This window comes from Alteribacillus sp. JSM 102045, assembly GCF_041949975.1.
In the GTDB taxonomy this organism is placed as follows: Bacteria; Bacillota; Bacilli; order Bacillales; family Marinococcaceae; genus Alteribacillus.
The window spans coordinates 45,926-66,464 of the sequence record NZ_JBHFQG010000005.1; the positions used below are offsets into that span (position 1 = coordinate 45,926).

Here is a 20,539-nt window from a genome sequence, read left to right on the forward strand (position 1 = left end):
ATTGAGACAGCTTACATAAAATTTAATAATATATTTTACTCTTCCATGGGTCTGTTTGTCTTTTCCAAATCGGTCAAAAGAAAGCGTGCCTTCATTTCTCGTTTCTACTATAATTCGGTCGTTCTCAAAATAAATATCTCTGGAAAGACCGTAATAGAAAGGCTTCTTATTGGTTCCATCAAGGTTCATGGTATAAAGTACCTCGTCCCTTTTGTAAAGAACCTTACCTCCGTCTATATAGAATTGATAATAATCATCCCCAGACCTTTCTTTAAAAGGTTCCACATCATTTAGCGAAAAAGTTGTTATGACTTCTTTAAAATCACTTTACCCTTCAATGGGATTTTTATCTTTTTACACACAACAAAACCGCGTTTTTATTTGATTCTTTTTAAAGCGATGCTTTTTTTATTTTTTTTATTATCTTTCTGCCTTCCCTATCAACCACTATTAGTTTAGAGTTTGTAGAAGCAAGAATATTTCCTTCTGTTTCATTGATATCGACGAACAAACCCTTCATTTTACTATCCCCGTCTCGCAGTTCTATCCTAGTTTCAGATAAAAAGAAAGAACGATCACATTTTCTATTTTTTAAGGTGATGGACTGAATGGAAAAAGTTGTTGTTTGGTTATTGCGAAAAACAGCTTTCAACGTTAATTGAGGAAAAGGAGAAGAATCGGCTTTCTTTTCTCCAGACACGGAAGCGTTATCATTAATCTTATAATCTATTAGCGAAATGGAGATTGATTCTTTTTTTCTAAAATAATAATTCAGAAACACAACGGCTACTATAAATAAAGCAGCAAAGGTAATAAGGTCCATCTCTCTCCCTCCTTATTAATTTTATGGTAGGAGGAAAAAAGGAACCAATGCAATAAAATATGAGAAAAATTTGGCAAAAAATAAGACTTTTATCCTTTATTAACCAAATAAAGCTGCCGGCAACGTACCAGCAGCTCTTAAGCTAAACTTCTTTTAATATATGCTCCACTGCCTGGCTTACAGCCTCCCCGACATCAGCGGTTGAACTGCTGCCTCCCATATCTGGTGTGAGTGTTTCTTTCTCTGTCATAACCTGTTCCATTGCCTGCAGTATTCGTCTTCCCCAATCTTCATGGCCAAAGAAATCCATCATTTGACTGGCTGACCAAATCGCTGCGAGAGGATTTGCAATTTGTTTTCCGGAAATATCCGGCGCCGAACCGTGGATAGGTTCAAACATAGAGGGATATTCTTTTGTCGGATTAATATTTGCTCCGGCTGCCAAACCGAGTCCGCCAGCAAGACCTGCACCTAAATCAGTAATAATATCACCGAATAAATTAGAAGTGACGACTACTTCAAACCGGCCCGGATCCTGGACAAAAAACATACTTGCTGCGTCTACTAAGTAGGAATACGTTTTCACATCTGGATATTCTTTGCCGACTTCTTCAAATACCTGGTCCCAAAAGACCATCGAATAATTTAGCGCATTGCCTTTACTAATACTTGTCAATGTCCGCCCTGAACGCCATGCTTCTTCATAAGCATGGCGGATAATTCGCTCCGTTCCTTTTCTGGAAAAAACTCCAGTCTGCAAGACGACTTCTTCGGGCTTGTCTTTAAAGAGCCAATCCCCTGCTCCAGCATATTCGCCTTCACTGTTTTCTCTTATGACCAGCATATCAATATCCTGTTTGTCTTCTTTCAGAAGAGTCGGTGCTCCTTTTAAAAGAGTGATTGGTCGTAAATTAACGTACTGATCAAAGCTCTTGCGAATTTTTAAAAGCAGCTCCCAAAGAGAGATATGATCCGGCACACCAGGATAGCCGACAGCTCCCAAGTAAATCGCATCAAATTCCTTCAGCTGATCAATGCCGTCGTCATCCATCATTTTCCCATGCTTTGCATAATATTCGCAGCCCCATGGAAAGGAAGTAAATTCAAATTGAATGTTTCCGTCTAGCTCTGCTGCTTTGTTTAATACGCTAATCCCTTGTTCTACCACTTCCGGCCCAATCCCATCGCCTGGGATGACCGCTATTTTGTGTTTGGTGCTCATTATGTATATAATACCCCTTTCCCTTGATGTCTCGAATCCTATTATACACGAGTTTTCAGAAATGACAGGGCTTTCTTTTTTTGGAGGCCAGGGCGGGGGGGGGGGGGCTGCGGACTCTCATTCAGCTATTTCTAAAATTAAGCGGGTTTTAAAGAGAGCGGCGGACTCTAGTTCCGCTATTGCACACTAAAACAGCGAAAATTGACTCATTTAAAGCAAATAAGGGATCCTGGGTCCGCACGCTCCTCTAAAAGCAAAAATTCATGGAAGTAACGGAACCTATGTCCGTTCCAACTTTCCCATCAAAAAAGGACAACCAAATTTCTGGTTATCCTTCATCCGAGTACGAATAACGCTTATCAATGGTACCGTCTTCTTTATAAATGACGGCTTCGGTCCCTTTATTCTCTGCTACCTCTTTAGCACGCTCTACCGCATCTGATTTTTTATCATATACTTTGTCTGGTTTTTTGGCACCTTTGGCCTGCACAGCCCAGCCGTCTTCATGAGAAACAACCATTTCGGCTCTATCCAAAAGCTCCGGTCGGTTGTCATACCTTTTTCCTTCTTCCGAGCGTTCGGTTGGATCTGCTTCTTCCATAAATTCATCCACTTCTTTTTTGGAGGCGTTATCGTGCCATTCTTTCGCCTGTTCGATGGCAATCGGAATCGCCCGTCCTTCATCATAGCCTTCATCGACCATTGCGTTTGCAATATCAATTGCTTTTTTTCGAACCGGTTTATCAAGATTCTTTAGAGAGGACGGATAATCATTCATAGTCCATGGCATATCTTTTCTTTCCTCCTCGGGGCGAACTCCAACTAATTAATCTTCCTATACTTGATATAACCAGTTTCCCCAAAAATAAAACGTTTTTCCTTTTTATTTCAAAAAACTGTTAACGAAAAAAAATTAATCAAACGATTGATTAGTTTAAAAACCCCCGCAGCTCACTGGCTCCGAGGGTTGGTATAACTCTATGAACGCTGCAGCACAGGTTCACGCATGGTTCCGTTTTCAGAAAAGCTGGTGTGCCAGGACAACGCTTTTTCCAAGATGTGCGGGGTCTGGCCTCCTTTTTCACAAGCTTCTTTAAAATAGCTGTAAAGCTGGTCGCGATACATGGGATGGGCGCAGTTTTCAATAATAAGCAATACCCGCTCTTTCGGAGCCAGTCCACGTAAATCGGCGTATCCCTGTTCGGTGACAAGCACGTCCACATCATGTTCCGTGTGATCTACGTGGGAAACAAATGGCACGACACTGGAGATGTCGCCATTTTTAGCTATTGATTTGGTCACAAAGATAGCTAACCTGGCGTTCCTAGCAAAGTCACCTGATCCTCCAATCCCGTTCATCATCTTTGTTCCTTGCACATGGGTAGAATTGACATTACCGTAGATATCAACCTCAAGTGCTGTATTTATTGAAATCAAGCCTAATCGGCGGATAACCTCCGGATGGTTGGATATTTCCTGCGGACGCAGTACAAGCTGGTCTCGATAGCGTTCCAGATTGGAAAACACCTCATCCAATTTAGACTGTGATAATGTGATCGAACAGCCTGATGCAAACCGAACTTTTCCAGCGTCAAGCAAATCAAATACAGCATCCTGCAGTACTTCTGAATATACTTCCAGGTCCGTGAAATCAGAATCTAACAAACCGTGAAACACCGCATTTGCTACAGTGCCAATCCCTGATTGTAAAGGAGCCAGGTTATCTGGCAAACGTCCAAGCTGGTTCTCTTTTTTCAAAAAATCAATTAAATGATTTGCCATTACTGCTGTTTCTTCATCAGGCGGCGTAATAGGAGATGGAGAATCGGGTTGATTGGTCACGACAATTCCTTTGATTTTTTCACTATCAACAGGTATACCGATAGAGCCTAATCGATCATCCACACTGGTCAACGGGATCGGCTTTCGATCTCCCTGTTTGTTTACCTCATAAATATCGTGTAAACCTTCTAATGTTTGGGGCTGTCCCAAATTCAGCTCCACAATAACAGACTCCGCTTTTTCTACAAAAACCGAAGAATTCCCTACAGAAGTAGAAGGAATAATCAATCCATCCTCTGTTATCGAAACCGCTTCCACTATTGCGAAATCAATTGGGTTCAATACGTCATTTCGCAGCATTTCAGCCGTATGGGATAAATGCTGATCGATAAAATACATATCTCCCTCATTAATCTTTTTCCGCATCGTTCCATCTGCCTGAAAAGGAAGGCGTTTGTGAATGATACCAGCTTCAGCCATCATTCTATCAATATCCGAGCCAAGCGAGGCGCCAGTATACACATTTACTTTCAATTGTTCCTTTTTAGCTTTTTCTACAAGAGCTGATGGAACAGCTTTCGCATCACCAGCCCTGGTAAAACCGCTTAAGCCGAGAGTCATCCCATCTTTTATCCAGGAGGCAGCTGTTTCGTCTGTAACAACACGGTCTTGTAAGCGCTGATCACGTAAAAGGTTTTGGATGTTGTTATCCATAGCAATCCCCTCACTTCTAATTTTCTAATTATTCTATCAGCGCTTACCGTACTTCTCATGCCTTTTTGAATGAAAAGGCTTAAAAATGACATGAGCCAGCATGTAAGAAACATAAAACAGCAGATTAAAAAGCGAGGAGTTTACGAAAGTGTTTCGCATAAGTTTGACTGACCGGTACCTTGGTTTGATCCTTCATTACTAATAAAAAGGTGGAATGCGAATCTGGCTGTATTTCAACGATATAGTTGACATTGACAATATAGGAACGGTGACAGCGTAGAAACAAATCAGCAGGCAGAATATACTCCAGCTCACTCAACTTAAATTTATTCGTCCCCATCCCTCTATCAGACTGGACCCATGTCTTTCTGTTTTGCGCTTCGAGAAACATTATTTCTTTGTGAGGGATTGGCTTCCAGCTGTCTTCGATCCGCACCGTCAAAAAATCATCGAGAAACCTCAGCTGAGCAGAGGATAATATAGCGGTGACACATCCTTGAGGATTTCCATCGTTTAAAATAGGAACAGAGGTCCCGTAATATGGAACGCCGAAGACATTGCTGTTGATGTGTTCTGATATCTTCTGCTGGATGGATAATGCCTTATAGGTTACCGTATCTTCTTTAATTTTATCGCCAGGCTTAATTTGCAAATCTATTTTTTTACTAGGTTTATAGTAAATAAAACGCTGGGAATCAGAAACGGCAAAAGAGGTCTCTTTCGGAAATAACTCTTCGAAGCTTTCCATCAAGGCGGATACCGAAAAATTCACCACTACTTCCACTCCTTATAGTATTTATATAATCTTACGTCCTCTTTGAGCTAACGCATAATATACACCGTGTTCGAGTGTTTGAAAGCACTCAAATTTGGAAAAATCGATATTCAGCTTCGGACTCATCAAACCTAATTCTACTGATATTCCAACGAGTATCGTTTTAGCGCCGATCATAGATGCTGCAGAAGCTAGTTTATCGATAGAATGAATCGTATGCTGATTTATTTTTTTATCTAATCCGGTCAAGTCTAGAATGAGGTATTTTGCTTTATGTTTAGGAAGATTATATAACGTTTTATCAATAAGCTCTTCTCCACGCTCCTCATCATATTTTCCTAGTAATGGAACGACCACGATTTCTTCAAGCACTGGTATCATTGGAGAAGAAATGGTTTTAACAAGCTCTTTTAATTCATTTGTTTTCTCTTCTACTTTTTCTTGCAGCCTTTGTATTTCAGCCATCTCTTTTGTACGTGCAAACTGATGAATATTTTGTGTAACGTTCACCTCGGAAGGGAAATAATCAATAAGAGTATAGTCATGGCCTTCTATTTGATACTGCTTCACTTCATACCAGATATTTGTTTTAAAAAGCCTTGTAAAAATACCTGCGTAGTGAGCCGGTAAAAAATTTCCTCCGATTTGCTTTTCTTGAGCAAGGTTAATTTTATACTCCCAATCGTCCTTCAGCTGGACGGTGAAAGTTTTTTCCTCCCAATTCAAGTCTTCAATGTAGGCTTTTCCCCATCCTGCTGAGGCATATGTCGTCGTTATTAATTTAGCAGCTACGTCTACACTTACGTTTTTTAGATTTTCAAAATAGTCTCCTACTATTAACCCTTGCCGGTATCCGGTGGTTTCCAACACAACATTGGCTGCATCTTTCCCTGAAACCTCTTCAATCGTGTCAAAAAATGTTTTCATCGCATCCGAAATCCAAAAAAGAACCGCATCTTCGCCTTCAAACTGGAACTGACCTTTTTCTAATTCCCACCCAAAATCGAGTCCCTCCACATTTATTTCAGACTTTGCCTTCATAAAAAGCTCCTTTATATGTTTTTTTACATATTTATTAAATTAATTAACAAACTATTTTTCATATTATTTTATTAATACAAATTAATCAACGATTCTACTGATTAAACCATTATTTAACATTTAGTACTTTACCAAATTTCGGCTTTTGTTTCTATTGGCTGTTTTACTTAAAATACAGCATTAAATTCTGTTAAAATAAACATTATCATAAAATGTACTGAAGCCTCTTTTAAATCATATGGGTGTGATTATAATGAAGAAAAATAAATTATTTATATATAGCATTGTTTTGTTTCTCATATTGGTTTCCGGTGCTTGGACGATTAACAGCTTTTCCTTTGAACCTCCGCAGGAAAACAGAACGGTTCAGCAAGAGACCAAGCAAGCTGCAAAGGAACAAAACGAACCGGCTCCCCCTGAAAACGAAGAGAATAAGGAAATGGATTCCACGCCGGAAAAATCGTTAACCGAAAACGATATTCAGCAGGCGGTAGCCGCTATGGTGAAAGAAAACCGTCCTCTCGTGATAAATCCTGATGTTAAAATGGTGGCGCTTGGAGATTCACTGACACAAGGTGTCGGAGATTCAACCGGAAATGGCGGATATGTCGGGATTTTAGAAAAGACGATCGGAAGCAGCAGCATCTCTGCTTCATCTTTCTCTATTGAAAATTACGGAAAACGAGGCAATCGAACAGACCAGCTTATTAAACGGATGGAAGAGCCTGAACTTTCTTCATCCCTTGAAGATGCCGATATTATTCTCCTTACGATTGGCGCAAATGACATAATGCATATTGTACGGTCTAATATTAACAACCTGACCTATGAAGCTTTTGCAGCAGAAAACGATGAGTATGAAAACAGGCTTGACAACGTTTTTGATACGATTCGTTCTAAAAATGAAGATGCTCCTATTTATTTGATTGGTCTGTTTAATCCATTTCAGATGTATTTTGAGAATATTCCAGAACTCAATCAAATCATAGAGGACTGGAACACAATCGGAGAAGAAACAGCCGCAGAAGATGAAAACGCCACATTCGTCCCGATCGATGACCTTTTTCAGGAAGCCGATGAAAGCTATTATGCTGCAGATAATTTTCATCCAAATGAACAAGGGTACTTCCAAATAGCAGAACGTGTATTTCAATATATTGAGCCAGAAATAAGCACAACAGAAAGTGACGAAACGGAATGATAAACCGATTAAAAAAATACAATCTATGGAAATGGCTGTTTATTACATTGTCCATCGTTAACATTGGAGTAATTATTTGGCTATATTTACTGTTTAATTCTACCCCTGCTGAACCGATATTTCCTCAAAGAGAGTCCGTAGAGGAAACGGATGTTGAATTTTCCATTGTTACAGACAGAGATAACTTAAATCAGCTCATCAACAGGTACCTTGATGAATTATCTGAAGGAGAAAGAGCTTCTTATTCGGTTGAATTAGACAGTAAAGTACGTTTAAAGGGGTCGGTGCGTGCATTTAATCAGCAAATCCCTGCAACCGTTGTGCTCGAACCGGTGGTGCAGGAAAACGGCGATTTAGTGCTGCAGCAGGAATCCATCAGTCTAGGAAAACTTCAGCTCCCTAACCGTCAAGTATTGGGGTATATTAAGAAAAATTACGAAATGCCGGAATGGATCGAAGTGAACCCGAAACGTGAGGATATTTATGTGGCAGTAACCGACATCAGCAACAACCAGAATATTGAAGTGAAAGCCGAACAATTTAATTTGACCAATGACCGCATTTCCTTTAGTGTACACACCCCATATGAAAGCCTGCCATTTAATAAGAATAAGATAATGAATTATTTTCAATAACAACCAGCGCTTCACTGGGGAGGGGTCTTTTTATGAAAAAATTAATAATTAACGGTGATGATTTTGGCTTCTCCAGAGGGGTAAATCATGGAATAATCGATGCTTATCAAGAAGGTATTCTAACTTCCACTACGGTTTTGACCAATATGCCTGGAGCGAACCATGCATACAAGGAAGCGGCTTCTCATCCCGGCCTGGGAGTCGGCATACACCTGAACCTCACTCTTGGAAAACCGATGCTCTCGAGTCACCACACCATTGTGGATGAGAATGGATTGTTTCGTAAACTGCCATTTTACAAAGGTTCTTATAAGATTGATGCCGAGGAAATATACGTAGAATGGAAGGCGCAAATAGAAAGTGCCATCACTCATGACCTCACTCCCACCCATCTGGATAGTCATCATCATATTCATTCCTACCCCGGTATGCCAGAGGTGTTTGTGAGCTTGGCGAAAGAGTACCGTCTTCCTGTCAGGCGTGTTTTTTCTCAAAAAGAAGATTCCCTTTTTAGTGATTTACTTACGGCCGAGCAATTTATAGATGACGTGGATATTTTAAAGAAAACTTCAGCAGAGCTAAGGAATGACTTTGGCCAAGCTGAAACCATTGAAATCATGACCCACCCTGCTTACTTGGACAAAACATTGATGAGCCACTCTTCTTACCGCTATCCCCGCGTAGACGAATTGTCGCTTTTAATGAATGCAGATATAAAAAACAAACTAAATGACTATCAGCTGATTCATTATGGTCACTTGAAAACCTAGTAAAGCGGGGCTCTCCTCACATCGGAAGGGAGAGCCCCGTTTTTTATAGGAAAGGCCCGGCATCTGCTTTCCTTCGTGCATTCTTTTATTTTTGGAGATTTATCTTCCTTTTCTCTGCACATCAAAAATAGCACTTGTTAAACTGCGCGTTCCTTCAGCGTCATGTCCCAGCTCCCATAGCATCATGCCACCAAACCCGTTCTCAAGAGCAAGTTTGGTTTTATTGATTATGGTCTTTTCTCCATTATAATGATAGATCGTCCCGTTCATGTTCACTCTGTCTCGCTCAGCATTGGCGGGATCATGATTAATGATAGCATTATATGGTACTTGCTGATCTGATGAGTTTTCTGGTTGTCCATAAAAAGGTACTCCTAACACTAACTTTTCTTTTGAAATGTCATGTTTGTCAAATAAATCAGACCAATAGCTTACGATATTCTCAGTGAATGGATATGGTGATAAATTGGCAGCATTATATTCCCCACCCCAGTGACCGTCATATGCCATAATATTAACATGGTCCACGTGATGAAACATGGATGGATTATAAACGATAGATTGTACTTCTTTTCCTGTTTCACTATTAATCTTTGAATGTACGGCTATAGATAACTCCTTGTCAATGGAATGAAGCTTTTCTCCCAGTGTTTTTGTAAAATCAGCTAGATATTGTGCGTCCTCTTTTGAACGAGGATGTTCAAAATCAATATCGATCCCATCTAGATTCTCTTCCTTCGATATTTTAATGAGCTCGCCAATAAGCGTTGTACGAGAATCGGAATTTGCTATGGCAGCTTTAAAATACTCATAAGATCCCCCGCCTTTCACGTGGTCCGCACCGCCTACGGCAAGCACCACCTTTGTATCTTCCTGGTGAGCTTTTTGAACCGTTTTGCGAAGGTTTGACAAGGCCGTATCACCATTCATCACAAGACTTCCGTCTTTTTCTGGATGAGCAAATGAAAAAACAGTATGTGATAAGTTCGAATAATCGATTGATTCTGGGTCTCGAAAATCCTGTACATATCCTATTAGAACGTTCGAATCAGCCGGTTTTGACTCAGGTTTTTGAGGCTGTGTTTGATCTTTTTCCGTTTGATTACTTGTCACTAAAAAAAGTCCTCCTGCAAAAATGATCAATACTGCTATTGTTAGAAGAAGGTAGGGTTTCTTCATAACAACACCCCATTCCGTAGAAAATCTCTTTAAAAGAGTAGCAAAGTTAGTACCCTGCCACAACTGTACTTTAGATATGGGAGTTTTTGTTTATATGCTTTTTTACAAACCGTAAAAAATTGATATCTCCCACATTAAGAAGGTATCAAATTTATTTCCAAATTTTGTAATAAAAGCAGATCGATCGACTGTAAGAAAGAATCCTCCCTCCTCAAGAGGATACTCTCAAGGATGGAGGACACAGACTTTTGACTATATTACCTTTTAACCTTCTGCCCCGACGATAATATTATCTGTACGTTTCCCTTCGTAATAAAACCAATACGCATCACCTGTGGATTGTTCTCCGGTAGTAAGGCGTACGACACTTTCCGCTTCGGCATGGCGATCAAAAGAATCTTCCGGCTCGATGAAGGTTGCTTCTTTCACCTCTAGTTCAGGAGCAAAGGAAAAATCCTTAATTGCTGGATCTTCCAACTCTTGGTTAAAGCTTACATCTACCGTATTCGAATCGATGGCAGTCACATGCATAATACCAGATTCGTTCGTATGCTTTATTGTCATAGCTCTTTCTAAAAATACGGCAAACTGCGCTCGAGTAACCGTTTCTTTCGGACGAAAGGCACCATCCTCTGTTTTAGTGATACCGTTTTGCGCCAACGTCTCAATACTATTTTGATGACTTTCATGTGCACTTTCTATATCATTTACGATCGATTCATTTTCGTCAATGCGCTCAAACTCAAATGCTCGGACAAGAATACTTGCCATCTGTTCACGCGTCAACTCCATTTCCGCAGCAAATTCGGTATTATTATTCCTACCGTTCATATATCCTGCCTCTCTGACAGCCTTGGCATACGGAGTAAAATAGCTGTCTTCGTTTAAATCATCAAACGATGATTCTGAATGTTCCTCTGTTTCTAAATCAAATACTTCTGTTAACAGGGCTGCAGTTTGGCCGCGGTTGATATTTTCTCCAGGATGATATATTCCATCAGAATAACCGTTAATAATGTGTTGATCAGCAAGTCTTTGAATGTGCTCAGAAGCCCAATAATCATCGCTGACATCAGAAAAATCCTCCGCTGCTTCTGTTTGCAGATTTCCCATCCCAGTACCTAAAGCAATAATGATGGAAAGAACAGGCGCGAGCATTCTGTTACTTGTTTTTCTTTTGTTCATATTTCCTCCTCCTCCCTCCTGTTCTATACCTTTTCCTATACCTTCAAAAACATAAAATACTAATAAATTTTCTGAATTTATTTGAAAGGAAAAATGTACCCTACTCTTCAGCCCTTGTTGACCTAGCAGTGGCCATCAAGCGCTTTATGTAGGACCGACTGAGTGCACTACGACAGTAACCTTTCCATGAGTTTACCCATTCCCAAGCCTTGTCTTAGGAACACCAAATGAAGTTGACCAAACTAACCCTCTTGGTTGGTAATTAACTCTTTCTTAATCATCCCTATATGTCTGCTGTACGGTGGTGCTACCATTATTGTTAAAGCAAAAAAGGGCCCTCGTGTGGTAGCACGAAACGGTCCTTGCAATAAAAATGGTTCCCTTTCAAGCTGGATATTGGGGCATAATGTATAAAATGAAAATGACAGCATATTTTAGTGTTAATAATAGGCTGGAGTATTTGAGGAGTTTTTTTATTGCACAAAAAAGAAAAACTCAGATAATCTTCGCTCGCGCTATTCTCTACACAAATCTAATTTTCAGCCTCAGCCATTAAGGGGGAAAAAATTATGCACAGGTGAAGAGTTCGGTCTTTCTATCATAGACATTCATCATAAATTTTTAGGACCAAAAAGAAGAAACCGCCAATAAATGATTAGCGGTTTCGGTATTCATACGTTTTTTGAAATTCTCTAAAATCGTTAAAGGTCTTTCGGACAATCCGTTTTTCCGAATGTCCTTATTTTTCATCACTGCTTTTTGCCTTTCGGAGAGCCCTTTTTGTTTTGGGTTCAGCTACTTTCACCTTTCCCTTACCATATAGGTTTGATAAAATCTTCCAATTCAGCTACTAAATAATGAATGCAATCATTTTCCTTAAACCGTTCATCTTTAGCTGCATACACCGTGAAATCTTCGGCTGTTCCTTCCTCCATCGTTAATTCAAATCCATTGATATTCAAGAAGGTTTCAAGTACCGTAAGGCCAGTACGTTTATTTCCGTTGTGAAAGATATGCCCCCTCACAATAGAATGGAAATAACAACATGCTTTTTCAAGTAAGGTGGGGAACTGTTCGGTCCCAAAATAATACGTCTTTGGTCGATCCAGCATGAGCTCAAATTTCTCATGACTTTTGATTCCTGCCTGGTCGCTATCTTCGTATAATTCCATCAATGTATAATGAATAACCTCTATTTCCTCTCCTGTTAAATACGTTACATCGATGACAAATTCCCCCCATTTTTTACCTATTCCTTTATCTATCCTTCAAATTGCGAAGGGCATTATCATATTTGTTTATGGCTCTATTCATGGCAGACAAAACCTCTGGGCGAACATTTTTTGGAATGTTATTTCGCTGCACTTTTTTCATAATAATTTCGCCCCTTTCTTGATCACAAGTTACTTCAATTTCGTCTCCTTTATCCATACCCAATATATCTGCAAATTCTTTCGGTATACTTGTAGAAAGGCTGTTTCCTACTTTCCCCAACCTACGTGTATACCGTTTTTCTTGTCCTTCATTTTTTTTCTTATCCACCATCTCCACGCTCATTTCATCATAATCTCCCTTCATCTTATACGATATCGGTTGTTTTTATACCAATTCCCGTATATATAATTATGATTGTTTAAACAATTATAACATTCATCCCCACAAAAATCTAAACACTTAAACGATTTTGTATGCGTCAAGTTTTTCTTGTCATGGTTTTAACACCACTATTTTCAGCACTCTATTTGGTATCTTTTACGGTTTGATAAGTTTTGTTATAACAGACTTCATGAGAAGGTCTCTCTCTTTCTAGATGTATTTGCTCGGGTATATATTAGATGAAGAAGAAAGACAAGAAGTGCTTGATAAAATTAAAGATAAATATATGTCTAAAGACGTTATTTTATTAAGTAAGAACTATTCCTGATGGGATAACGACGAAGAGGATGACATATATAATGACCAATAAAATGAAACAGGACGCTGTTTGGTTGGCAGATGTAATATTTAAGGGATTCGTCAAACCAAGCAACGTCCTGTTATTATTGCAGGGAATGAATTAGCATAAGTTTACGGCTATAAAATGTGCAGCTTTTTCTTCATTTCCATTTAAATCTCCTGGCCGGTACACACTGGGAATCCTGACAAGCTCTTGTGTCAGCGCAATTACATTTTCCTATTACGGCTGCTGTTATTGCTTCTAAATTGATAGGGCCGACTCCTTCCTTACCCATTTGTCGTATTTTCCTGGAGTCTTGCATTTTCTAACTTTGACACAGATTTGTCCGTTAATAAGCTTGCAATCACGTAACCAACATAAGATATCAGAACAGGTAACGTTACAGTATGCATGCCGAATGGATCCGGCCAGAAGGTGTGAATTACACTGTATGCGCCTACCCCTAAAATGATAGAAGCCATCGCCCCGTACTTGTTTCCTTTCGACCAGTACAAGCCAAGGACGACCGGCCAGATAAATGCTGATTCAAGACCTCCAAAAGCAAACAGGTTTAACCAGATTAATAAGTCGGGCGGACTTAAAGCAAGGGCGAAAACGCTTATCCCGAGAACGGCGGTGATGCCAAAACTAATCATCTTCACTCGTTTCCTCGTTGCCTCTGGGTTCACATAGTTTAAATAAACATCTTTCACAACCGTTGAACTAACAAGTAATAACAAGGAATCGACCGTAGACATAATGGCTGCCATAGGAGCCGCCAGTACAATACCGGCAAGCCAGGCCGGCAGCACTTCCATTGCTATCATCGGCATGACAGAGTCTGCCACTTCAATGCCAGGAAGAATAGGTCTTGCCATGACACCGACAAGATGCATGCCAAACATCATAAAAGCTACTACTATCGTTCCGATAATCAAGGCCCGGTGCATTCCCTTTGCATTTTTGTAAGACATAGCCCGGACTGCTACCTGTGGAAGCCCTACTACCCCAACACCGACTAAAATCCAAAATGAGGATACGTATAATGGCGTTAAACTGCCGTCATGTCCAAACGGACTGATTAAATTAGGGTTTTCATTCGCAAGATCGCTCATGATGTAACTCATGCCGCCGCCTGCAATGATCGTTCCTATTAAAATAATTAATGTACCGAAAAACATCACGATTCCCTGCAGTGTATCTGTTACGGCTACTGCACGAAACCCGCCTATAATCACGTAAATAATAACGGAAACAGCAAAAATAAACAAAGCAGAAATATAAGATAAACCGGTTAATGATTCAATTAAACGGGCACCGCCCACCCACTGTGCGGTCATAGCAGAAAAAAGAAAGATGATAATACTAAGTGCGCTAAGCAGTACCACGGCTTTGCTGTTGTATCTTTGTTTTAAATAATCAACAAGCGTGACTGCGTTATACTGTCTTGCTTTTATGGCAAATTTCTTCCCTAAAATCATAAGTACAAAATATCCAGTTGCCACCTGTGACATAGCAAGAAGCACCCAGCCAAGCCCTATACTGTAAGCAGCCCCCGGACCGCCAACGAAACTGCTGGCACTACCGTATGTAGCTATCATGGTCATCGCCAGAATTAATCCGCCAAGCTCCCGGCTTCCAAGAAAATATTCCTGAAGAAAATTACTTTTGGAGGCGATATGCCGCGATGCCCAAAACCCTATGACAAAGATGGAAGCAAGAAAAATTAGGAGCGGAATAACAACTTCCCAGTTCATAACTTCTCCTCCTCTTCCTCCACCTCAAATGGAACGTCTTTGAAAAATGACTTTACAATAACAGCAACTAGAATCATCATAATAACCGATCCAACGGCACAGCTGTAAAAAAACCAGGCCGGCATTCCGAGGATATAGCTGTATTCTTCGACAGGCGCTGAACCCAGCCCATAAGCAAAGCCAAACCACCATATAAAATTAAAAAGAACCAGTCCTACTCCGATCAGGGCTTCCCGATGGGCCACTTTAAAGCGGGCATCGAGCTTTTTTTCTTGTTCTGCCATCATAAGGCCTCCTTTTAAAAATAATTAAATAAACCTATTCCAATTTTAACGGAAAGGTTATAAAATACAAATATTTCAGAATGTTATATGGAGTTTACAGCATGAAGGCATTAGACAACAAGAACCATGTTTGTCCTGATTATTTATACACTGTGTAAAAAAACCTGACTTAAAGAAGCCAGGCCTTTTAGGACATGCCGCATTGCAGCACCGTTATTCTCTCTGTTTTAACGGTGATGGTTTCGTAAAAATAACAAATCCCGTGTCCGTTCCTATTTGCTGAAAATCCATTTTAATCTCGAAATGCTTTTTTTATTGTTTTCGCTATAAACGTTACGTCCTCATCTGTAATCGTTAACGGAGGGGCAAGACTGAGTACATTGCTGTATCCGGATACGGTATCCGCATTTTTCCCAACAATCAATCCGTTTTTCTTGCATTCACTCATTACCTTCGCCATATAAGCTGACGATACTGGAGTTTTTGACTTTTTGTTCTCGACTAATTCCAAACCAATTAACAATCCTTTATAGCGGATGTTTCCAACCTTTGGATGTCCTTCCAGTTCAGAAATTTTATTTCGAAGCTGGTCCCCTTTTTGCTGGGCCCTCTCGCACAGCTTTTCGGCTTCCATAATCTCCAGGTTTTTTAAAGCAAGCCGGCAGGCAGCCGGATTTCCGCCAAATGTATTCACATGTCGAAAATGAGTATCTTCTCCACCTTCTTTAAACGGCTCAAATAAATCTTCTCGTACAGCTGTAGCTGACAAAGGCAAATAACCGCTCGTAATTGCTTTTGCCATCGTAATAATATCAGGTTTTATGCCAGCGTGCTGATAACCAAATTTTTTCCCAGTCCGGCCAAACCCGCAGATCACTTCATCAATAATCAGCAGGACATTGTGTTTGCGGCATATTTTTTCCACATGCTGCAGATAGGATTCGTGCGGAATAAGAATTCCGCCGCCCGTTATAATCGGCTCCATAATGACCCCGGCCACTGTTTCCGGCCGTTCCCACAGTATGGTATCCTCGAGCATTTGCGCACATTCGAGACTCCATTCTTCCAAATCCCTGCCCTCCGGCATACGATATTCTTCCGGCGCTCTTACGTGAACAAATCCTGGCGGAAGCGGTTCGTATAAATATTTGCGCTGAGCCTGCCCCGTTGCAGCAAGAGCTCCCAGGGTATTTCCGTGATAAGAGCGATAACGTGAAATAAACTTATGCTTATGAGGACTTCTATTCTGTTTATGAAACTGACGAACTAATTTAAAAGCCGTTTCATTGGCTTCAGACCCGCTGTTTGCATATAAAATACGATAATTTCCTTCCAGCCATTCATTCAGCTTTTCTGCTAATTCAATAGCAGGCACGTGACTGTTTGTTAAAGGATAAAACGGCATGGTCTGCAGCTGCTCCGCTGCAGCGTTGGCTAATTCCTTGCGGCCATAACCCGAATTAACACACCACAAACCAGACATGCCATCTAAATATTCCCTGCCTTCAATATCCGTAATCCAGGCTCCTTTGGCTTTCTTAATAACCATCGCATTCTGGTCCTGCTGGTACGGTTTCATATGGTGCCACACATACTTTTGGTCTTTGTTATACAGCTCCTCCGGTTTACTCATGACCTGCTCACCTCCGTTATAATAGACTCTTATTCTGCCTTACATTTTTCTATAACGGATTCTTTGGCTAAATAAATGAAACAACTTGTAAATAAAAAATTCGAATTATTTTACAATTTGATAATTACTGTGGTAAATAATTGTTTTCTAGAATGGAAGTAAGGGCTTCCCCTGTTTCAAATACTTCTTTAGAAAGCTCCCCGCGGGAAAAAGATCCGCCAAATAAAAGGAAATGGATGCTTCCGTTTATTTTGACTGGAAAGCAGAATAGAGATCGTGGGTGAATCCCATGTTTATGAAAAAAATATGCACGTGGATCTTTTTCAATATCTTCCCATTTAACAGGTTTTCCAGTCTGAAGAGATTGACCCAATAATCCTTCGCCTGACTCAAAACAAGAATGTTTAAGAGTATGGGAACCCTCGCCTGCTGCATACGCAACCTCATATTCACCCTGTGTTTTCCTTCTGGCCATACCAAAAAAATCACACTCTGAAATGCTTTCCATAAATCCTTGCAGCAGCTGTTCATTTATAATTTCTATTTGAGCAGCTCTTTGAAACAAACTGATTTGTTTTTTATAAGCATTTTGACTCACTCCTTTATCTATATGAGAAGCAACCAGTTTTGATAGGTTGTTCAGCTTGTTCGTTATTCCTTGTTCTTTCGCCTCCTGAGCACTCAATGTTTGTTCAAGAAGGTACTCCCAATCTGCCTTTTTCCCATAAGATGAAATAAGATAATCTTTAATAAGTGACAATGATTCTTTATCAACCATCATGCCAGCCCATAAAAACGATTCAGGCTTACCTTTTATTACAACCGGGACAATCACAATTTCTACTCCCGGCATAATATCATAAAAGAAAGGGCGGGAACTGTACCATTCTGAATCAATAATTTCCTTCAGAAGACTTTGTATTTCAACTTGTGTCCGTTCAATAATGACATCGCAAAGGGGGTTATTTCCTTTTTCTGTTATGAGCCATTGGCCGTCTCGATCTGTCACCGCTATGTTTACCTCTAGAAAAGAAGCGTAGGTTTTTACCACCTCTAAAATAAGTTCTGAGGGTTGTTTCATGTACTCTCCAACTCACTTGATATATCTAAATCCTTCGTCACACTCTTTGCTTTTTGAATGCCCCCTTGCTGCAAAGTGCACTCCACTTTTGACAGGATAGACTCCTGTTTTTTCATGTTTTATCCCCCTAACGGATAGAAAACTTTTTGTCTCTTCTCTTCTCTATCATAAATAATATGCCCGCTTAATAGTAACATGTTATTTGGAACCTCCTGCCTTTTCTATCCGGCAAGAGGAATGCTTTAATACAGGCCCGACAATAGACTTTCAGCTATCCGATAACTCTATTTCATGTAATTAACCTAACCGTTCTTCTATTACTTGCTGCTTTCTTCTAAAACAAGGATCAGCCGCATGCCTGCAGCACTTCCGTTATAAATTCATTCATATTGTAAAAGTTTGATACCCATGCTCAAATTCCTTCCGCTTTTTACTCCATCTCATTCCCTCCTTTCGTTTTAGACATGACACTTATATCTGTCTTTTTCCTTTTTCTGTTACTACGAAACCCACAGGATTATTGAGTTTATTCTCTCAACGCTTTAATACGGGAAACGATCAACAACAAAAGGACGTGCTGCGATAATAGCAACCAAGAGCTTCTAACCCCCCGCTTAACAGCAGTACAGCAGCAGTGATGGACATTAACATTCCCAGGTAACTTTGTTATTGTTTTAGAATTTAACGTTTCTTTAGAGGAATGAACACACCACACATAACTGGCTAACAAGATTTGAAACCCAAGCTTGTTGTGTTTTGATTCTATGTTGTATGAAGACAGCGAATCATGAGAAGAATAAAACAGAAAGGAGGAAGGCAACATGTCTCTAGCAGAGTTGATCGTACGTATAACTTGTAGCTTTCTAGTACTGCTTCTGTTAACAAGAATCATGGGTAGAAAAGAATTGAGGCAGCTGACATTTTTTAATTTTGTTTCAGGTATTTCTATTGGTTCTATCGGGGCGAATCTTGTGATCAATCAGAATCTGAGTATTCGAAACGGAATTATTGCTTTAGTCGGCTGGACGATATTTACAATCGTTATGGGCCTGCTTGATATCAATTCTAAAAAGGTTCGAGAAGTTATTGAAGGACAACCCATTATACTTATTCGAAACGGTAAAATCATGGAAAAAGCACTTCAGCGTGTGCGCTTAGATTTGAATGCTTTAAAAGCATTGCTGCGTCAGAAAAATGCTTTTGCTATTTCCGAGGTAGAATACGCGATCTTCGAAACGGACGGTAATCTGTCTGTCATGAAAAAAGAAAATAAGCAAACAGCGCTTAGGGAAGATATAAATCCTTCCCTTACTTCAGCTACACCTGCTATTTTGCCAACCGAAGTAATTTCAGATGGGAAACTGAACCGCGAAAACATAACAAAATTAAATTTAGAAGAAAATTGGGTAGAAGAACAGGTGCACCAAGCCGGACTTGCTTCGGTCTCCGACGTTTTTTATGCCGAGCTTCAAAAAGATGGAACGTTATATGTTGACGAAAAAAATGTGCAGTAAATAACCGTTTACAACTTCATCCTCACCTTACATTATAAGTATTTTATACTACATTAACAGTGGTAAAAAGCTAAATAAATAAAGAAGACTAAAACAGAAAATGAGCGTAAACGAAGCAAGACGTAAAGGCGGAATAGCGCGAACTAGCTAAAACCATAACTCAACATAGAAGAATGAAGTTACTGACAAACCAGGGTGTTCCAGACATGGAGCAGTCCTTTTTCTTGTCAATCAAACGTTTGATTAAGGGTTGCTCTGGGCGATGAAGAGATTGCTCGGCGGCTGCAGGGCAAAACAAAACACTGAAGTGTGAAAAACATCTATAACAAAAATAACGGGGCTGTCCCAAAAGGTTTTTTACAGCTGAAATACACTTCGCTTTCCGCGGGCAACGCTTCAGCTTCCTCGTGAGCAATGACCGCTCACTGCGGGATCTTCAGCTGTTGCTTTTCCCGCTGGAGACTACGTGTATTTCAGCTGGAGTTAATTAAAAAATTTAGCCGACCCGACTTATGGGACAGCCCCCAAACATTATTTTCTTATCGCTTTTAATACCAAACTTAATATGGCAATAAAAATGATTGAGCCTAATAGTGCTGGAAAAACGGCCATTCCGCCGATCGCCGGACCCCACGCTCCAATGAGATTACCGCCAATCCAAGCACCAACGACACCGGCTACAATATTACCGATAATTCCGCCAGGTACCTCCTTGCCAAGAATGACGCCTGCCAGCCAGCCGATCAAACCACCGATAATTAAGAATAATATAAGTCCCATGCAGATCAGCCTCGCTTTCTTCTTTTTATTGTTACATTGGTGTTGTTCCCGAATTTTTTGCTGATTAATCTTCTGTTTTTTGGAGATTTACTGCTCTAGAGCTTAAGTTTAGAGGTTTTTATTTACATATTTTTACAATACTATTGGAATGAAGCGATTTAATTTCCAATGGCATGCGTTTACTCGCCAAGTTGCCGCTTTTACTATCAACCTAAAAAAATATGGGA

19 protein-coding genes are annotated in these 20,539 nt (G+C 40.1%); 4 read left to right on the forward strand and 15 right to left on the reverse strand.

Going from position 1 to position 20,539, the window contains the following annotated elements:
- Positions 1–391: 391 nt before the first annotated feature.
- From ACE1TI_RS05145 to ACE1TI_RS05170, 6 genes are all read right to left on the reverse strand, one after another.
- Positions 392–823, reverse strand: coding sequence for a hypothetical protein (locus ACE1TI_RS05145; RefSeq protein WP_375006509.1), 432 nt, complete (start codon positions 821–823; stop codon positions 392–394).
- A gap of 142 nt (positions 824–965) precedes the next feature.
- A complete protein-coding gene (locus ACE1TI_RS05150) occupies positions 966–2,045 on the reverse strand; it encodes a tartrate dehydrogenase (protein WP_375006510.1) in 1,080 nt (359 codons plus the stop codon).
- Between the two features lie 328 nt (positions 2,046–2,373).
- Positions 2,374–2,835: a DUF2188 domain-containing protein gene (locus ACE1TI_RS05155; protein WP_375006511.1), complete on the reverse strand. Its 462-nt coding sequence runs from the start codon at positions 2,833–2,835 to the stop codon at positions 2,374–2,376.
- A 188-nt stretch (positions 2,836–3,023) separates the two neighbouring features.
- Positions 3,024–4,541, reverse strand: coding sequence for a succinyl-CoA:acetate CoA-transferase ScpC (scpC, locus tag ACE1TI_RS05160; protein WP_375006512.1), 1,518 nt, complete (start codon positions 4,539–4,541; stop codon positions 3,024–3,026).
- Between the two features lie 124 nt (positions 4,542–4,665).
- Positions 4,666–5,316, reverse strand: coding sequence for a LytTR family DNA-binding domain-containing protein (locus ACE1TI_RS05165; RefSeq protein ID WP_375006513.1), 651 nt, complete (start codon positions 5,314–5,316; stop codon positions 4,666–4,668).
- Positions 5,317–5,337: 21 nt separating this feature from the next.
- Entirely contained in the window at positions 5,338–6,357 is a 1,020-nt protein-coding gene (locus tag ACE1TI_RS05170) for an STAS domain-containing protein (protein WP_375006514.1), read from the reverse strand.
- Positions 6,358–6,610: 253 nt separating this feature from the next.
- On the opposite strand from ACE1TI_RS05170, the gene ACE1TI_RS05175 reads away from it, so the two are divergent.
- From ACE1TI_RS05175 to chbG, 3 genes are read left to right on the forward strand one after another with little or no spacing between them, the layout of a single operon-like run.
- Positions 6,611–7,558, forward strand: coding sequence for an SGNH/GDSL hydrolase family protein (locus tag ACE1TI_RS05175; RefSeq protein ID WP_375006515.1), 948 nt, complete (start codon positions 6,611–6,613; stop codon positions 7,556–7,558).
- A complete protein-coding gene (locus ACE1TI_RS05180; RefSeq protein ID WP_375006517.1) occupies positions 7,555–8,193 on the forward strand; it encodes a YpmS family protein in 639 nt (212 codons plus the stop codon). The genes ACE1TI_RS05175 and ACE1TI_RS05180 overlap by 4 nt, the downstream gene beginning before the upstream one ends.
- Before the next feature lie 32 nt (positions 8,194–8,225).
- Positions 8,226–8,963, forward strand: a complete 738-nt coding sequence (gene chbG / locus ACE1TI_RS05185) for a chitin disaccharide deacetylase (RefSeq protein WP_375006518.1) — start codon at positions 8,226–8,228, stop codon at positions 8,961–8,963.
- A gap of 99 nt (positions 8,964–9,062) precedes the next feature.
- Here the strand turns inward: chbG and ACE1TI_RS05190 are convergent, their stop codons facing one another.
- The 8 genes from ACE1TI_RS05190 to ACE1TI_RS05225 form a co-directional block, all read right to left on the reverse strand.
- Positions 9,063–10,076 (reverse strand): glycosyl hydrolase family 18 protein, encoded by a 1,014-nt coding sequence (locus ACE1TI_RS05190; RefSeq protein WP_375006519.1) that lies wholly within the window; start codon positions 10,074–10,076, stop codon positions 9,063–9,065.
- 330 nt (positions 10,077–10,406) lie between these two features.
- Positions 10,407–11,327 (reverse strand): S-layer homology domain-containing protein, encoded by a 921-nt coding sequence (locus tag ACE1TI_RS05195; protein WP_375006520.1) that lies wholly within the window; start codon positions 11,325–11,327, stop codon positions 10,407–10,409.
- 812 nt (positions 11,328–12,139) lie between these two features.
- Positions 12,140–12,553 (reverse strand): type II toxin-antitoxin system death-on-curing family toxin, encoded by a 414-nt coding sequence (locus ACE1TI_RS05200; protein WP_375006636.1) that lies wholly within the window; start codon positions 12,551–12,553, stop codon positions 12,140–12,142.
- Positions 12,554–12,584: 31 nt separating this feature from the next.
- Entirely contained in the window at positions 12,585–12,884 is a 300-nt protein-coding gene (locus ACE1TI_RS05205; RefSeq protein WP_375006522.1) for an AbrB/MazE/SpoVT family DNA-binding domain-containing protein, read from the reverse strand.
- A 666-nt stretch (positions 12,885–13,550) separates the two neighbouring features.
- Complete coding sequence (panF, locus tag ACE1TI_RS05210) at positions 13,551–15,020, reverse strand: sodium/pantothenate symporter (protein WP_375006523.1); 1,470 nt, start codon at positions 15,018–15,020, stop codon at positions 13,551–13,553.
- On the reverse strand, positions 15,017–15,304 hold the full coding sequence (locus tag ACE1TI_RS05215) for a YhdT family protein (protein WP_375006524.1): 288 nt from the start codon (positions 15,302–15,304) through the stop codon (positions 15,017–15,019). Before ACE1TI_RS05215 ends, panF begins: the two co-directional genes overlap by 4 nt.
- A 292-nt stretch (positions 15,305–15,596) precedes the next feature.
- Positions 15,597–16,937, reverse strand: coding sequence for an aspartate aminotransferase family protein (locus ACE1TI_RS05220; RefSeq protein ID WP_375006525.1), 1,341 nt, complete (start codon positions 16,935–16,937; stop codon positions 15,597–15,599).
- A 124-nt stretch (positions 16,938–17,061) separates the two neighbouring features.
- Positions 17,062–18,018, reverse strand: a complete 957-nt coding sequence (locus ACE1TI_RS05225) for a GAF domain-containing protein (RefSeq protein WP_375006526.1) — start codon at positions 18,016–18,018, stop codon at positions 17,062–17,064.
- A gap of 821 nt (positions 18,019–18,839) precedes the next feature.
- Here ACE1TI_RS05225 and ACE1TI_RS05230 point away from each other — a divergent pair.
- Positions 18,840–19,532: a YetF domain-containing protein gene (locus ACE1TI_RS05230; protein WP_375006527.1), complete on the forward strand. Its 693-nt coding sequence runs from the start codon at positions 18,840–18,842 to the stop codon at positions 19,530–19,532.
- Positions 19,533–20,063: 531 nt separating this feature from the next.
- Here ACE1TI_RS05230 and ACE1TI_RS05235 read toward each other — a convergent pair.
- Complete coding sequence (locus ACE1TI_RS05235) at positions 20,064–20,312, reverse strand: GlsB/YeaQ/YmgE family stress response membrane protein (RefSeq protein ID WP_375006529.1); 249 nt, start codon at positions 20,310–20,312, stop codon at positions 20,064–20,066.
- Between the last annotated feature and the right edge of the window lie 227 nt (positions 20,313–20,539).

What these genes read in the sequence shown, in the direction of transcription:
- ACE1TI_RS05215 (WP_375006524.1), bottom strand. Translation starts at nt 15,304, where the DNA reads ATGGCAGAACAAGAAAAAAAGCTCGATGCCCGCTTTAAAGTGGCCCAT.
- ACE1TI_RS05155 (WP_375006511.1), bottom strand. Translation starts at nt 2,835, where the DNA reads ATGCCATGGACTATGAATGATTATCCGTCCTCTCTAAAGAATCTTGAT.
- ACE1TI_RS05230 (WP_375006527.1), top strand. Translation starts at nt 18,840, where the DNA reads ATGTCTCTAGCAGAGTTGATCGTACGTATAACTTGTAGCTTTCTAGTA.
- ACE1TI_RS05220 (WP_375006525.1), bottom strand. Translation starts at nt 16,937, where the DNA reads ATGAGTAAACCGGAGGAGCTGTATAACAAAGACCAAAAGTATGTGTGG.
- ACE1TI_RS05150 (WP_375006510.1), bottom strand. Translation starts at nt 2,045, where the DNA reads ATGAGCACCAAACACAAAATAGCGGTCATCCCAGGCGATGGGATTGGG.
- ACE1TI_RS05225 (WP_375006526.1), bottom strand. Translation starts at nt 18,018, where the DNA reads ATGAAACAACCCTCAGAACTTATTTTAGAGGTGGTAAAAACCTACGCT.
- ACE1TI_RS05235 (WP_375006529.1), bottom strand. Translation starts at nt 20,312, where the DNA reads ATGGGACTTATATTATTCTTAATTATCGGTGGTTTGATCGGCTGGCTG.
- ACE1TI_RS05145 (WP_375006509.1), bottom strand. Translation starts at nt 823, where the DNA reads ATGGACCTTATTACCTTTGCTGCTTTATTTATAGTAGCCGTTGTGTTT.
- panF (WP_375006523.1), bottom strand. Translation starts at nt 15,020, where the DNA reads ATGAACTGGGAAGTTGTTATTCCGCTCCTAATTTTTCTTGCTTCCATC.
- chbG (WP_375006518.1), top strand. Translation starts at nt 8,226, where the DNA reads ATGAAAAAATTAATAATTAACGGTGATGATTTTGGCTTCTCCAGAGGG.
- ACE1TI_RS05205 (WP_375006522.1), bottom strand. Translation starts at nt 12,884, where the DNA reads ATGAGCGTGGAGATGGTGGATAAGAAAAAAAATGAAGGACAAGAAAAA.
- ACE1TI_RS05195 (WP_375006520.1), bottom strand. Translation starts at nt 11,327, where the DNA reads ATGAACAAAAGAAAAACAAGTAACAGAATGCTCGCGCCTGTTCTTTCC.
- ACE1TI_RS05175 (WP_375006515.1), top strand. Translation starts at nt 6,611, where the DNA reads ATGAAGAAAAATAAATTATTTATATATAGCATTGTTTTGTTTCTCATA.
- ACE1TI_RS05180 (WP_375006517.1), top strand. Translation starts at nt 7,555, where the DNA reads ATGATAAACCGATTAAAAAAATACAATCTATGGAAATGGCTGTTTATT.
- ACE1TI_RS05170 (WP_375006514.1), bottom strand. Translation starts at nt 6,357, where the DNA reads ATGAAGGCAAAGTCTGAAATAAATGTGGAGGGACTCGATTTTGGGTGG.
- scpC (WP_375006512.1), bottom strand. Translation starts at nt 4,541, where the DNA reads ATGGATAACAACATCCAAAACCTTTTACGTGATCAGCGCTTACAAGAC.